This is a genomic window from Pararobbsia silviterrae, from assembly GCF_003628125.1.
GTDB lineage: Bacteria > Pseudomonadota > Gammaproteobacteria > Burkholderiales > Burkholderiaceae > Pararobbsia > Pararobbsia silviterrae.
Map to the genome: position 1 here is coordinate 195,606 of NZ_RBZU01000007.1, position 14,514 is coordinate 210,119.

Consider the following 14,514-nt stretch of genomic DNA (forward strand, 5'->3'; position numbering starts at 1 on the left):
GCGAACGCTCAGGCGTCGGCGGCCACCCCGTTGGCGGTCGCCGGCGAGGTCCGCGCATCGCGCTCGCGCGCGGGCAGCAACTGGCACGCGAGCAGGCCCGCGAGCATCAGCGCGCAACCGCCGATCGCGCGCGGCGACAGCGTTTCGCCGAGCGCGAGCCAACCCGCGATGGCCGCGAACAGCCCTTCCATGCTGAAAATAACGGCGGCATGCGCGGCCGACGCGCGCTTCTGGGCGACGACCTGCAGTGTGTAGGCCACGCCGACCGAAAGCGCGCCGCCGTAGAGGATCGTCGGCCACGCCGCATCGATCGACGCCACGCTCAGCGGCTCGGTGAAGACCGCGACGACCATGCAGATCAGCCCCGTCGCGACGAACTGCGCGATCGACAGCGCAAGCGGATCGTGCTGCCGCGCATAACGGCCGATGAGCACGACCTGGGCCGAAATCACGACTGCGCAGACAAGCTGAAGGCCATCGCCCGCCATGATCGTGAAATGCTCGTCGACGCTCAGGAAGTACATGCCGATGACCGCGAGCAACGCGCCGATCCAGGTCCGTGCCGCGGTTTTGTGGCGCGTGAAAAGCCCCATCATCGGCACGAGGATCACATAGAGCGACGTGATAAAGCCCGCGTTCGCGACCTTCGTGTACTGGAGTCCGATTTGCTGGGCCGAAATCGCGATCGCGGTCACGACGCCGAGCGTGCCCGCCGCGCGCAGCAAACCGCGATCGGACGGGATCGCGCGCAGCGCCTTGCGCTGCTCGGGCACGAACAGACAGAACACGAGCACGACGAGCGCGCCGAGCAGAAAGCGCAGTCCCGTGTAGTAGAACGGACCGATCGCCGCCGCGCTCAGGCGCTGGGCGACGAACGCGGAGCCCCAGATCATGGCGGCCAGCAACATCATCAAATCAACGAAAATCGGACGGCGGGTCAAAGCGGGCTTCCTGTGAACACGAACGGCGCAAGGCAATAAAAACGGCCGCGACGTACGGCCGCGACGTTCGCGGCCCGGCGCACATGATACCAGCCTGGCTTACGAATGCCTGACGCAACCCCGCGCTCTGCTCGACTTTGTCCGCGCCGGACTCGATGTGAAAAGCCTGTCCGATCAGCACTCGACACGTCGTCGCCCGACTTTCGACATGGCGCCAGCAAAATGGCTTCGATGGCTGCCGCGCTTTATCCGATGCCAACGCGGATTCGCCAAACATGCGCTTCCGGCGATTTTGATAATCGTTTATCTGCGGCGAGACGAATAAAAAAGACGCGTCAAATCTTCGGCGATTCGTGTTGTCATGTTTGAAAGACAATAGACATCAATCTCTGCCGCGCTTATCACTCGCGCATAAACCGATTATGATGTCCGCACTCGACGAATATCGACCCGCAGTATGGGATACCCCGCGCGCATCATTAAAAAAATTCATGCGCGCATGAAAGCGGAGTATGTGGATGCAGTCCAATAGCGATGTATTGCCTGCCATCGAAATCGAAACCGGCGCGGCCCCCGATGCCGCCGTGATCTGGCTGCACGGCCTTGGCGCCGATGGCAACGACTTCGTGCCGGTCGTCCCCGAGCTCGATTTACCCGCCTCGCTCGCGGTTCGTTTCGTCTTTCCGCATGCCCCGTCGATTCCGATCACCTGGAACAACGGCTATGTGATGCCGGGCTGGTACGACATCTATTCGCTTGAAGAAGGCCGTCGCCACGCCGACGAAAACGGCATTCGCCGGACGCGCGATGCCGTGCGCGCGCTGATTGCGCGTGAAAATGCGCGCGGCGTGCCGACGCACCGCATCGTGCTCGCCGGCTTTTCGCAAGGCGGCGCGATTGCTTATATCGCGGGCCTCACGCATCCCGACACGCTCGCGGGCATCGTCGCGTTATCGACGTATATCGCCGCGCCTGCCTTGCTTGACTCGGAGCGTTCAGCCGCGAACGCGCATACACCGATCTTCGCCGCGCACGGCATCGAGGATCCGGTCGTGCCGCCCGAACTCGGCGGCGCCGCGCGCGAAGTCGTCATCCGCTACGGCAATCCCATCGAGTGGCACGCGTACCGGATGCCGCACACGGTCTGCCTCGAGGAAATCGCGCAGATCGGCGCGTGGCTCGCGAAGCGCCTCGCGCCGGCATCCTGACGCCGACGACCGACGACCCGAGCCCGCGTCCTCCGTCCGAATTTCGATCCCCTTCCCGACACGAACGCCCTTCATGATGACGATCGCAGCCGCTGACCCGTGCCCGCTCACGCAATCGTTTTCTTTTCGGTCCTGCGCGAAAGCGCTTTCAAATCTGAACGAGCGCGAACGACGATGAATCCCGCCTCCGCCTCCGCTACCGTTTCAGGGCATCCGCTCGGGTTGCCCGACCTCGAGCTCGCCGTACTGTTCTTCGTGTTTGCGTGCGCGGCCGTCCATATCTGCCAGCGCCTCGTCGAGCAAGCCGCCGTCGTGATCGGCACCGAGGCGCGCCGCGCGAGCTTCGCGCGCACGGCGCTCTGCGTGGGTTCGATCGTCTGGGCGCTCGATGCCGCCGGGCTCTTCATGTACCCCGAGCTCGATCTCGGCGAAGCGAGGCTCGCGCCCGCGATCCTCGCGCTCATCGTGATGGTCGTCTCGGGACGCTGGACGATCCCGGCTTTGACGAATACGCGTTCCCCCCTGCGCGTCGTACTCGCGGGGGCCGGCCTCGCGATCGGCATGCTCGCGGGCAACGCGCTGCTGTTCTCGGCGTTCGGCGACATCGCGCTCGTCATGAGCTGGCAGGCGGGCGTCGGCGCGCTGCTGCTCGCGACCGTGCTGGCCGTCGTGCTCGCGCTCCGGCATCGCTCGGCGCGCCTGCGCAAGGATCCGAACGCTTATAGTCCGTTCTCGTGGCAAGAAAAGGTGCTCGGCGGACTCACCGTCGTTCCGCTGCACGTCTGTCTCGCGAACATGTTCGCGCTCGCGCCGATCGCGCCCGCGCATGCGGGCGGATTCAAGCTGCTGCTCGCGCTCGTGCTGTTCGGCATCGTCGGCACCGCGTATCAGGTGCAGAGCCTGCGCATCGACGCGCGCGAGGATCGGTCGATGAACCTTGCGCTGATGCTCCAGAACTCGGCGAATGCGCGACTCGGCGCGGGCGGCGGACAACGCCTCGCGCTGATCGCCGAACGTTTGCCGGCGCTGCTGTCGCCCGCGCGCATGAAGCTGCATTTCCAGCCGATCTTCAAGGCCGGCGATCTCGACGCCCCCGTGCGGCTCGAGGCGCTCTTGCGCGTGCATGACCCCGAACTCCAGCACGTCGATCCCGAACTGTTCTTTCTCGCGTGCGAGCGGCTCGGACGCACGACGGCGGCCGACCGGATCGTGATCCGCGAGGCGCTTGAACTTTCCGCGCCATGGCGCGCCGCCGCGCTCGAATGCAGCGGCATTTCCGTCAACATCACGCCGAACACGCCGTTCGACGACGATTTCGTCGAGTGGCTCGCGCGGCAGCTCCACGAGACGGCATGCCCCGCGGGATGGCTCAAGCTCGAATTGACCGAGCACGCGATGATCCGCAACGCCGACCGGCTCGCGCACGTGATGCGCGAACTCGCCGCGCTGGGCGTCGGTGTGCTCATGGATGATTTCGGGGCGGGCTACTCGTCGCTGTCGATGCTCGGCGATTTGCCGATCGAGGGGATCAAGTGCGACCGGACCTTCGTGACCGGGCTCGAACACGATCGCCGACGCCAGACCTTGCTGCGGCACATCTGCGCGATGGCGCGCGAACTCGACCTCAAGATCACGATCGAGGGCATCGAGACCGGGAGCGACTTCAAGATCGTGCGTCGACTCGGCACGCACGACGTCCAGGGGTATTACCTCGCGCGTCCGATGGCCGCGGATGCCGTCGTGCGCTGGCTCGCCGCGCGGCAAGCCGAACGGTATCTCGATACGTCGCCGCATCCGACGATGCGCGCGCCCTGATTCGGGATGCGCGCGACGTGCGCGCCTTAGTCGTGAATCTGCGACTTCCAGCCGTCGAGGATCGTCTTCGTCAACGCGACGTAGTCCTTGCTGAAGTGATGGCCGCCGGTCGTGCGCACGACCGACACGCCCGATGCCTTGAGCGACGGGCACAGCGTATCGTCTTCATCCTCGCCATAGATGCATTGCACCTGCGCCGCCGGCACCTTGGCGATCTCGGGCGCGACGTTGAACGCCTGCGCGCTCGGCGGCAGACCGAGCCAGCCGCTCACGCGGATCTGGAAATCGGCCGCATGCGCGAACCCGAGCAACGACATGAACGACACCTTGTCGCGCAAGGCGGCGGGCAGCCGGTTGTAGGCGAACGGCATGACATCCGCGCCGAACGAATACCCGATCAAGGCGAAATGACGCGCATGCCAGCGCGTCGAGTATCGGTCGAGAATGCGCGCGAGATCGTGACTCGTCTGCTCGGGCGATTTCGGCGTCCAGAAGTAACGCAGGCTATCGACGCCGACGACCGACACGCCGTCTTTCTGAAGCGTTTCGGCGATCGTCTTGTCGAGGTCGCGCCAGCCGCCGTCGCCCGAGATCACGATGGCGAGCATGTCGGTCGGCTTCGCCGCCGGCAATTCGATAAGCGGCAGATCGGCGACGCTGTCCGCGCCGCTGTCACGCTTCTGCAGATGCGGTTCCATCAGCGAGACAAGACTGTCGACGGTCGTCGCGCCCTTATCCAGACGATGAACCTGCATCGGCTTGCCGTTCGGACCGTCGAGCGGCTTGACCGGCTCGCCGTCCGTCGCGCCGAGTTCGAGAAAGCCGGGCAGGCCTTTGCCGCGGCTCAGCGTCGGATCGGGCGGGCACAGCTTGAAGCGGGCATCGAGCGCGCTCGTTTGCGGATCGATCGCGACCGCGCCCGCGAGCGTGTTGTCGGGGGCCTGCGCGAGCATGCGCTCGGCGAGCAGCGCGCCCTCGCCCGTACCCGCGAGAATCGGCGAGAAATACTGGTTCGACTCGACCTCGCGTTGCAGTTGGTGACTCACGTTTTCCGCATCGCCGACGAGCGGGTGGCACTGTTCGCCCTTGATCGTCGCGAGTTGGGCCGCATAGCGCGGCAAATCGACGCCGACGACCATCGCGCCGTTGCGCCCGAGCGCGTCGGCCGCGTCTTGATCCGAGTGCGTCCAGCCGTCACGCCCCGAAAACAGCACGACGAAGCCGCGCAGCGCGCCGCTCGGGCGCACGAGTTCGACATCGCCGTAACGACCGCCCGAGACCGTCTGCGCGTGCGCGCACGACATTCCCGCCACTGCGGCGCACACCGCGACAAGCGCCGCGCGCAGTCCCTTTACCCCCATCATTCCGATCTCCCGCAAGCCTCGCGAAGCGAGGCGAAAGGCGTCATGAACGCCAGCCTCCGGCCAACAACGACAGGTCGGCCAGAGTAAAGAAAACGCCCACCGAGCCCGATGCCGCGAGATAGCGCGGCTCCCAGCGCGGTTGGAACTTGCTCTTGAATCCGCGTAATCCGCGGAAGTTGTAGAACCGCCCGCCGAAACGCCAAACGAGGCTCGCGAGCCGATGCCACGACGACGCGAGCGGCGTCGCGTGCATGCCCGACAGCGGTGCGATGCCGAGACTCAGATTGCTGAAGCCCGACGCCTTCAGATGCAGCGCGAGCTTGGTGAACAGATATTCCATCGCGTATGGCGACGTGTCGGGCAGATGCCGCATCACGCCAACGGTCGCGTCGGTCTTGAGGTCCGTCGTCATATACGTGACGAAGGCCATCGGCACGCCGTGACGTCGCACGAGCATGACCGACTGCGCCGACAGGTACTCGGCCGTGAACGCGGCGACCGAGAAGCTCTTCTCGCGCGCCGTGCGGCTCGTGAGCCAGGCGTCCGAAATCTGCTTGAGCGTGGGCAGCAGTCCCGCGATCGCCTGCGGCTCCACGATCTCGACGCTGAAACCGTCGCGTTCGCCGCGCTTGAGCGCATAGCGCAGATGCGAGCGGTGCGGTCCGACAAGCTCGAAGTCATCGAGCCCGATATGCGCCTCTTCGCCGAGCTTCATCAGCGAGAGGCCCGCGTCGAGATAGAGCGGCAAACCGTCGGCGCGCACCTGGTAGAAAGCCGCGCGGCCACCGTGCGTGTGCGCGAGCGCGACGAACTTCGCGATCAGCGCGGGCCATTCGTCCGACGGGCCGACGGGATCGTGCAGCGCGGCCCAGGTCCGGCCGTGCTTCGCGTACATCAGGAACGCTTCGCGCGACTCCGAGAACAAGAAGCTCTTGTCGCCCATCATCGCGAGGCCCGCATCGCTGCGCGACTGCGCGCGGATGATGCGCTGCGCGTCGCGGAGATCGTCATGGTGAGGCGCGACGAAGCGGCCCGCGGGCGGCCGCAGCAACTGCTGGAACGCAAACGCGAGTCCGACGAGCGCGGCGGCCAGCGTCGCGCGCAAGGCGCGCGGCGCACGGCCGTCGAACGCGAATTGCCACCACAGGTCGTCGCGATACGGAATATCGCGGAACGCGAAGAACAGCACCCAGAACGCGAGCGCGAGCACGATCGCGACCGAGACGAGCCACATCGCCGTCAGCGGTTCGCCGAACAGCGACGACGCGCGGTCGAAACGTTTGCGCGTCACGATCAGCAACAGGATCAGGATACCGAGCACGCCGACTTCGAAGAACGCGAGCCCCTTGACGAGCGACAGCACGAGATTCGCGACCGCGACCGCCATCGTGATCCACCACGCGGCGTCGAGACGGCGCATGAGGCCGCGCGCGACGAACAGCAGCGCGACGCCGAACATGCTGGCGAGCAGTTGCGAGCTTTCGAGCACCCAGAGCGGCACGACCGTCTGGAGAAACATCAGGCGATAGCGGAACGCGGGCGTCGCTCCCGAGATCACGAGCATGCCGCCGACGACGAACGCGAAGATCCCGAGAAACAGCGGCACGAGCTGGAGCACCTGCTCGCGGCGCGCCGCGTCGAAACGCGCGCTCAGCAGGCGTCCTTCGAATCCCGCGAGCAGGCCCGCCGAGAGGATCAGCGGCGCGCCGAAATAGATCGCCCGGTACGCGAGCAGCGCGGCGACCATCTGCGGCACCGGCATCGCGTGGCCGAGCGAGAACACCATCGCCGCTTCGAAGATGCCGATGCCGCCCGGCGTATGACCGATCATGCCAAGCAGCATGGCGGCCGAGAAGACCACGAGAAAGTGAACGAACGGGACGCCCGCGTGCGGCAGCACGGCCCACAGCGCGAGCGCGGCCGCGACGACGTCGACGATCGAGAAGAAGACCTGCGCGGTCAGCACGGCGCGGCCGGGGATATCGATCGTGACCCAGCGCAGGGTCACGGCGCGCGACTTCGCGCGGCAGCCGAATGCGACGAGCGCCGCAAACGCCGCGAGCACGCTCGCGCCGATCGCCTCGACGCTCGGCGGCGGCAGATGAAACATCGGACTCAAGGTCGGCGCCGCGACGACCATGCCGGCGGCGGTCATCAAGGCGAGGGAGACCGCGAGCGTAACGCTCGTGAACAGCGTCAGACGGCCGACCTGGGCGGGCGTCACGCCCGCGGTGCCGTAGACGCGGCAGCGCACCGCGCCGCCCGTCAGCGCGCCGAAGCCGGTTGCGTTGCCGAGCGCGGAGCCGACAGTCGCGCCGATCCAGAGCGCGGTCGCTGGAACACGCGTTTCAATATGCCGCAGGCCGACCGCGTCGCGCGCGACGAGCGCGAGGTAGCTGAGCGCGGTCGCCGCGAACGCCGCGGCCCAGGCTGTCGGCGGCAAGCGCATGACGCTGTGCACGACCGAGTGGTAGTCGAATGTCTTCGAGACATGCTGGAGCGCGAGGAGCAACAGCGCGCCAACGACGAGCACGAGGGCCGGCGCCGCAAACCGCTTGGCCTTCACGCGCGCGCTCGATCGGGAATCCGCCCCGCCGGTCTGACTGACATTGTCTTCGTAATGCATGTTGAAACCGTAATCGGATGCCACAGCGGCGCCACGGGCTTGCGCCCCGGCCGACAGTCGTCGGCCGTTTGTCCGTGCCGCGGAGGCGTGGCGCGGCAGCGTACGGAGCATCGGCGAGATGACTTTCGCCGCGCTTTCTGTCTGCTTACTGAATTGCAGCAGGCTGTTTAACGGCACTTCGGCGCACGACTTAAGCCGGCGCACCGCCACGCAACCCGCACGCAAACCGCGGCCGCGCGACGCAAAGCCCGCTATCTTACAGTGAACACCCTGTCCATTCTTTGAAACCGCCTTCAGACAGCTAAACAAACCCTTGCGCGCAAAGCGTGGAACGGTTCGGCGGGTTAAACCGTTGACGCGACACGCGCACCGCGCGCGTCGAAAGCTACGTTGGGCGGCGCAAGGCGGCGCGTGGTAGCCTTCGAGGTTCGGCGTCCGCGATACGCGAGGGCTCGCGGATCGGGCGCGGCACGACGACCGGGCGCGCCATCGGTTGCGCGCCTTGATTGATATGGAAAACGCTGCACCACGAATGATGAAAACTTCTGCGGAAACCTCCGTCGCGTGCGGAGAACCCGATGTCAACGATTGCGTGACGCTGGTCGCGAAAGCGACGATTCCGACCCGTTACGGCACCTTTGTCTCGTATTGCTACCGCGTCAAGGCGACCGACGCCGAGCACATCGCGTTCGTCATGGGCAACGTGTCGGGCGATGCGTCGGTGCTCACGCGCCTGCACTCGGAATGCGTGACCGGCGACGTATTCGGATCGTACCGATGCGACTGCGGCGAACAGCTCGATCTGGCGCTGCGCTATATCGCGGCCGAGGGCCAGGGCGTGTTGCTGTATCTGCGCGGCCATGAGGGACGCGGCATCGGGCTCGCGAACAAGATCCGCGCATACGCGTTGCAGGAACAGGGCTTCGACACCGTAGACGCGAATCTCCAGCTCGGGCTGCCCGATGACGCGCGCGAATACGACTCGGCCGCCGCGATCGTGCGGGCGCTCGGTATCACATCGGTACGCCTGATGAGCAATAACCCGTCGAAGTTCGACACGCTGCTCCGGCACGGCATTCCGGTGCGCGAACGCGTCGCGCTGGCGATTCCCGTGCGCGAGGAAAACGAACGCTATATCCGGACGAAACAAGCGCGTTTCGGCCATTACTTCGACGAGAACGAATAAGCGGTGCCTGGCGGGGTTCGGCCAGTCAATTGAATCCGGCGTGCCGGATCGTGCACCCGCATCCAACTGTCAGTGCGCCCCCGCCGCGGCCGCCCCGCCGGCCCCGCCCGCCTTGTAGCGCCGCGTGATCCAGATCAGCGGAATGATCGCGATGAAGATCAGCGACGACGCCCAAAACACGTCGTCGAGTCCGAGCATCGCCGCCTGCGAGTCGACGCTGAGACCGAACATCGCACGCGCCGTCGACGCGGGCACGTTGAACAAGGTTTGCAACGTCGTCTGTCCTTGCGCGTAGTCGGGATTGAACGCGTTCGCGACTTCGGTGAGTCGCGCGTGATGGAGAATCGTCCGGTTATTCCAGGCCGTACCCGCGATCGAGGTCCCGATCGCACCGCAGAAGATCCGGACGAAGTTCGACAGCCCCGCGGCCGCGGGAATTTTCTCGCCGGGCAGGCCCGACAGGATGATCGCCGTCAACGGCGTGAAAAACAGCGCCATCGGGATACCCTGCAACAGCGTCGGCAGCACGATCGTCCACGTATCGGCATAGACGTTGTAGCGCGAGCGCAGATAAAACACGAACGCGAAGAAGACAAAGGCGATCGTCGCCATGACCCGCGTGTCCGTGCGCGGCATGATGCGCCCGATGATCGGCGCGAGAATCACGGCAAAGATGCCGAGCGGCGCCGTCACGAGCCCCGCGTCGACCGAGCGGTAGCCGAGATACTCCTGCAGCCACTGCGGCAATAGCACGAGATTGCCGAAGAACACGCCGTACCCGACCGAAATCGCGACCGTGCCGCCGAGGAAATTGCGTCCCTTGAACAGCGACAGATCGATGATCGGATGCGCTTCGGTAATCTCCCAGATCACGAACGCGGCAAAACCGATGATCGCGACGATCGCGAGGATGACGATCGTCGACGAATTGAACCAGTCGAGATCGCGTCCCTTGTCGAGCATGATCTGCAGCGCGGCGACCCAGACGATCAGCAACGCGAGTCCGACCGTGTCGATCGGCAGCTTGCGCGTGGCCGACTCGCGCTTGCGATAGATGCTCCAGACCGTCAGGGCCGCGAAAACCCCGACCGGGATGTTGATATAGAAAATCCATGACCAGCTATAGCTGTCGGTGATCCACCCGCCGAGCGCCGGACCCGCGATCGGTCCGACCACGGCCGTCATCGCCCAGAGCGACAGCGCCATCGACGATTTCTCGCGCGGATACGAGCCGAGCAGCACCGCTTGCGACAGCGGGATCAAGGGCCCCGCGACGATGCCCTGCAACACGCGCGCGGCAAGCAGGAACGTCAGATTCGGCGCCAATCCGCAGAGCCACGACGCGATGACGAACATCACGATCGCGCTGACGAACAGCTTGATCTGTCCGATGCGTTGCGTAAGCCAGCCCGTCAGCGGCACGGCGACAGCGTTCGACGCGGCAAAGACCGTGATGACCCAGGTGCCTTCGTCGACCGAAACGCCGAGATTGCCCGATATCGTCGGAATCGCGACGTTCGCGATCGACGAATCGAGCACGACCATGAACGTCGCGAGCGCGACGGCGAACGTGGCGATCAGCAATTGCGTGCCCTGCAGCGGCGGCGGCGCGGCGGGCGGCGTAGCGGGAGATCCTGCGGGGGCGTTGGCGCTCAACGATCGGTCCTCGGGTCGCGTCGCGCGCGCCATGCGGCGCGCGGGGCCGCGCTCAACGCGCGGGACAAGACGCGATGCTACAACGGCTCAGCGAACGATACACATCGTGCGGTCGCGCGGCGTGCATCGAATCGCGCGTTACGCCGAAAAGACGCGCTGCGGAGGCGAAGCCCAATCGGCATGCCATGTATCGAGCCAGGCCTTGAGCCCATCGGGCGCGAGCGGCCGGCTCAGAAAGTACCCTTGCGCGAGGTCGCAGTCGAGCGTGCGCAAGCGGTCGAGTACGAGCTGCGTTTCGACGCCTTCCGCAGCAACCCGCAGCCCGAGGTTATGGCCGAGTGCGATCGTCGAGCGCACGATCGTTTCGTCGTCGCTGTCCTCGGTCATGCCGATCACGAACGACTTGTCGATCTTGATCTCGTGGACCGACATCTTCTTCAGATGCGCGAGCGACGAATACCCGGTGCCGAAGTCATCGATCGACAGACGCAGACCCATCGCATAGAGCGCGTCGAGTGTCTGCATCGCGTGGACCGGATCGTCCATCAACGCGCTTTCCGTGATCTCGACCCAGATCCATTCGGGCTGCACGCGATGCTTGTCGAGCAGCACGGCGAACGTATGCGGCAGATCCGCATTGATCAGGTCGCGCGCCGATACGTTGATCGACACGTCGAGTTCGATACCCGCCGCGCGCCATGCCGCACACTGCGCCAGCGCCTTGTCGATGACCCAGCGCGACAGCACCTTGATATAGCCGGTCTGCTCGGCGAACGGGATGAACTGATCGGGCGGCACCATGCCGCGAACCGGATGGATCCAGCGCACCAGCGCCTCGACGTAGCTCACGCGCCCCGTGGTCAGATCGACCTTCGGCTGGTAGTACAGCGTGAGCTCGTCGCGCTCGACGGCCTGACGCAGTTCGCCCATCAGCGACAGCCGGTCCGGGCTGTGCTGATCGTCGCTCGGCCGATAGACCGCGACACCCGCATTGCGGCGCTTGCCCGCGTACATCGCGACATCGGCGCGGCGCATGAGCGCATCGAAGTCCTCGCCGTCACGTGGAAAGCTGACGAGACCGATGCTCACGCTGACGTCGATGATGTGGCCGTCGATCGCAAGCGGCGTTTCGAGCGCGCGCAGCACGGTCGACGCCTTGCGATGCGCCGCGCCGAGATCCGCGCCCGGCATCAGGACCGCGAATTCGTCGCCGCCGAGCCGCGCGATCGTATCGCCGTCCTCCGAGAGCACCTTCCAGAGCCGGAACGCGACCTCGCGCAACAACAGGTCGCCGATCCTGTGTCCAAGCGTTTCGTTCACATACTTGAAGCGGTCGAGATCCATCGTCACGATCGATAACGCATGACCGCGCGAGCGCGCTTCTTCGAGCGCGGCCTTGGCGGTCAGATCGAATTTCGCGCGGTTCGGCAGACCCGTGAGCGTGTCCTCATAGGCCAGCAAGGAGATCTGACGTTCGCGCACGGCGATATCGCGGCGCATGCGTTCGAACGCATCGGCGAGCTCGCCGACCTCCCCATGACGCGCAACGGGCGCTTCTGCATCGTAATCGCCGCCGCCGATCTCGCGCGCAAAGCGCGTGAGCGCGCGAATCGGTTCGGCGATGCCGCGCGCAATCAACACCCCTGCCGTCACCGAAATCAAGATGCCGACCAACGAAATTATCAGCAACGTCGATTGCAGATCGCGCAACGGCGCGAGCGCGTCATGCATCGACCGCTGCAGCACGACGATCAGCGGCGGCCCGTCCGTGCCGATGACGGCCGTCTTCGTCGCATAGCCGTCGCGGCCCAGCGACATCACATTCGGAATTCCGCGATTGCCTGCGATTTTCGCCAACAAACCCGTCAGCGCGCCGCGCTCGTCCTGCTCGACCGACGTCGCGAGGATCTGCCACTGACCATCGCTCGCGCGTCCGACGAACGACACGTCGAGACCGATCAGCTTGCCCTGTTCGCGAATCAACGCGTCGTCGACCTTGAACCCCATGACGACCCACCCGATCGTGATCGACGCCTTGACGGGAACCGCAACAAGCGCATAAACGGACCCGCCGATGACGTCGATCGCGCTCGCGCTGCCGTCTTGCGACGCGCGACTCACGAGCTTTGAAAAAACGGATCCTTCGATCACGGGACCTGCGGGCAGCGTCTGCGCGACGCGGCTGCCGTCGATGTCGAAGTATTGCGCGGTGCCCGCTTGTACACGCGCCCGATGGTTCTCGAGCGCAGCGCGCACGGCGCGCGCATTGCCCTCGACGGCCGCGACCTGAAACGTGCCGTCGGTGCCGAGCGCCTTGGCGGATTCGATGAGCTTGTCGCTGTTGCTGCGCAGGATGCGGTCGAACACGCGATAGCCGACATCGAGTTCCTGATCCGCGGTCGCGCGCGTGCTCGCATGGATCACGCCCGTAATCGCGAAATACCCGGCGAGCTGGATCGCGAGCAGCAGCACCACGAACATCAGTGCGATTCGCGTACGAAGACTATGCGCGCGTAAATGCATGAGGATGCGTACCGCGCGTCAGAAGCCGGACCGTGCGACGCGCCCGAGCCCCGCATGCGCGCGCGTAGCGTCGATGCGTGGTTGGCTCGGTCGGCACAGGGAACGTGACGTCATCGTCTCTCCGGTCATACAGGATGGTGCGGCGTTTTCGCGAAACCGCGGCACATGCGCCCGGTTTGGATGAATCGGGAAGACATGAGGCCGGCGCGAAGCCTTCCTCCAAATATCGGCAGTCTAAAAAATATCTTAAGGCGAAAATTCGCTAAGAATATGAGCGACCGCATAGCCGGTCGTTGGCGAACCGATGCCGCATCTTAAGACGAGCTTGAAATTAAGGGGGAATTATTCTTGAGAAGCAAGCCTCGAAATCAAGCATCGGCATGCTGATTCACGTGCGGATTGCGGCATGCATCCGCCCCCTCGACTTAAAACATCGCCAATCCGTGATCGCCGCTGTCACAGATTCATAAAAATGAAACACGAGTCGTGTTCAAAAAAATGCGGATGCCATACCGCCTTAATACGACGCATTCGCGCGTGCAACGCCGCATCGAGCGTAGGGAGACACACCTGACGCATCGCGCAGTCAAACGATCCACGCATCGGCCTTGCCGTCGCACGCATCCGCATGCCGCGCCCGATCGCCCGCTTTTTACGATGTATTACGCCGACTCGAACACACGCGTGTCCGTGTTTTGTTGAGGCTCTGCATAAGGCTGTGTGCGCACGCCCACGCGCGGCGCCGTACGAAACGCATACGGATGCCATGTGGGTTCCGTCGGACCCAAATCATCGAGCGACGAAAATGACCCCAGTTGTGCAAGATCGGACATGATGAACTCCCGAAACTTCATTGTGCCTCGCCTATCAGACGAGGCCTTGACCGCGCGTCTCAATTACGACGCCGATTCCGCTCCGCGCATCGCGCGCTTCACGCTCCATCGGCCTCTGCAATCGCATATCGCAATCGCAGCGGCCCCTTCATGGCTGCAAAGATAGCCGCGCATCGCGTATCGATAAATCGCCCGCGCGTGAATACATTGGTGCCCCAATGCAAATAATCGACAGCCGTCGCCGACGACAATCAGGTTATCGGCGCGCGCCCGACGACCTTGAACGCGTGTGCGGCGGCCATGCGGGCGCGGAATTCGGCGGGCGCGCCCATCGAGCGAAGCCATCGACGCGATTAAGAAAA

At 64.8% G+C, this 14,514-nt stretch carries 9 protein-coding genes; 3 read left to right on the forward strand and 6 right to left on the reverse strand.

The window, feature by feature from the left end:
• Positions 1-8 precede the first annotated feature (8 nt).
• Together D7S86_RS16845 and D7S86_RS29185 are read right to left on the reverse strand one after the other, a co-directional pair.
• Positions 9-911, reverse strand: coding sequence for a DMT family transporter (locus tag D7S86_RS16845; protein ID WP_240648226.1), 903 nt, complete (start codon positions 909-911; stop codon positions 9-11).
• A 4-nt stretch (positions 912-915) separates the two neighbouring features.
• Positions 916-1,218: a hypothetical protein gene (locus D7S86_RS29185; RefSeq protein ID WP_147432370.1), complete on the reverse strand. Its 303-nt coding sequence runs from the start codon at positions 1,216-1,218 to the stop codon at positions 916-918.
• 241 nt (positions 1,219-1,459) lie between these two features.
• On the opposite strand from D7S86_RS29185, the gene D7S86_RS16850 reads away from it, so the two are divergent.
• Both D7S86_RS16850 and D7S86_RS16855 read left to right on the forward strand, forming a co-directional pair.
• Positions 1,460-2,149: an alpha/beta hydrolase gene (locus D7S86_RS16850; protein WP_121088130.1), complete on the forward strand. Its 690-nt coding sequence runs from the start codon at positions 1,460-1,462 to the stop codon at positions 2,147-2,149.
• A 174-nt stretch (positions 2,150-2,323) separates the two neighbouring features.
• Positions 2,324-3,964, forward strand: a complete 1,641-nt coding sequence (locus D7S86_RS16855) for an EAL domain-containing protein (RefSeq protein ID WP_121088011.1) — start codon at positions 2,324-2,326, stop codon at positions 3,962-3,964.
• A 26-nt stretch (positions 3,965-3,990) separates the two neighbouring features.
• Here D7S86_RS16855 and D7S86_RS16860 read toward each other — a convergent pair whose 3' ends face one another.
• Both D7S86_RS16860 and mprF read right to left on the reverse strand, forming a co-directional pair.
• Positions 3,991-5,328 carry a virulence factor family protein gene (locus tag D7S86_RS16860; protein ID WP_121088012.1) on the reverse strand — a complete coding sequence of 446 codons (1,338 nt, stop codon included), beginning with the start codon at positions 5,326-5,328 and terminating at the stop codon, positions 3,991-3,993.
• A gap of 40 nt (positions 5,329-5,368) precedes the next feature.
• On the reverse strand, positions 5,369-7,954 hold the full coding sequence (gene mprF / locus D7S86_RS16865; RefSeq protein WP_121088013.1) for a bifunctional lysylphosphatidylglycerol flippase/synthetase MprF: 2,586 nt from the start codon (positions 7,952-7,954) through the stop codon (positions 5,369-5,371).
• A gap of 535 nt (positions 7,955-8,489) precedes the next feature.
• Between mprF and ribA the strand changes: the two genes are divergently transcribed.
• A complete protein-coding gene (gene ribA, locus D7S86_RS16870) occupies positions 8,490-9,140 on the forward strand; it encodes a GTP cyclohydrolase II (protein WP_121088131.1) in 651 nt (216 codons plus the stop codon).
• A 69-nt stretch (positions 9,141-9,209) separates the two neighbouring features.
• On the opposite strand, the gene D7S86_RS16875 is transcribed toward ribA, so the two are convergent.
• Positions 9,210-10,829, reverse strand: a complete 1,620-nt coding sequence (locus D7S86_RS16875) for a DHA2 family efflux MFS transporter permease subunit (RefSeq protein ID WP_121088014.1) — start codon at positions 10,827-10,829, stop codon at positions 9,210-9,212.
• A gap of 105 nt (positions 10,830-10,934) precedes the next feature.
• Positions 10,935-13,277: a putative bifunctional diguanylate cyclase/phosphodiesterase gene (locus D7S86_RS16880; protein ID WP_240648227.1), complete on the reverse strand. Its 2,343-nt coding sequence runs from the start codon at positions 13,275-13,277 to the stop codon at positions 10,935-10,937.
• Between the last annotated feature and the right edge of the window lie 1,237 nt (positions 13,278-14,514).

Bases quoted from the DNA above. Each gene is read 5' to 3' on its own strand.
- D7S86_RS16880 (WP_240648227.1), bottom strand. From the start codon at position 13,277: ATGTTCGTGGTGCTGCTGCTCGCGATCCAGCTCGCCGGGTATTTCGCG.
- D7S86_RS16875 (WP_121088014.1), bottom strand. From the start codon at position 10,829: ATGGCGCGCGCGACGCGACCCGAGGACCGATCGTTGAGCGCCAACGCC.
- D7S86_RS29185 (WP_147432370.1), bottom strand. From the start codon at position 1,218: ATGTTTGGCGAATCCGCGTTGGCATCGGATAAAGCGCGGCAGCCATCG.
- mprF (WP_121088013.1), bottom strand. From the start codon at position 7,954: ATGCATTACGAAGACAATGTCAGTCAGACCGGCGGGGCGGATTCCCGA.
- D7S86_RS16855 (WP_121088011.1), top strand. From the start codon at position 2,324: ATGAATCCCGCCTCCGCCTCCGCTACCGTTTCAGGGCATCCGCTCGGG.
- D7S86_RS16860 (WP_121088012.1), bottom strand. From the start codon at position 5,328: ATGATGGGGGTAAAGGGACTGCGCGCGGCGCTTGTCGCGGTGTGCGCC.
- ribA (WP_121088131.1), top strand. From the start codon at position 8,490: ATGAAAACTTCTGCGGAAACCTCCGTCGCGTGCGGAGAACCCGATGTC.
- D7S86_RS16845 (WP_240648226.1), bottom strand. From the start codon at position 911: ATGATGTTGCTGGCCGCCATGATCTGGGGCTCCGCGTTCGTCGCCCAG.
- D7S86_RS16850 (WP_121088130.1), top strand. From the start codon at position 1,460: ATGCAGTCCAATAGCGATGTATTGCCTGCCATCGAAATCGAAACCGGC.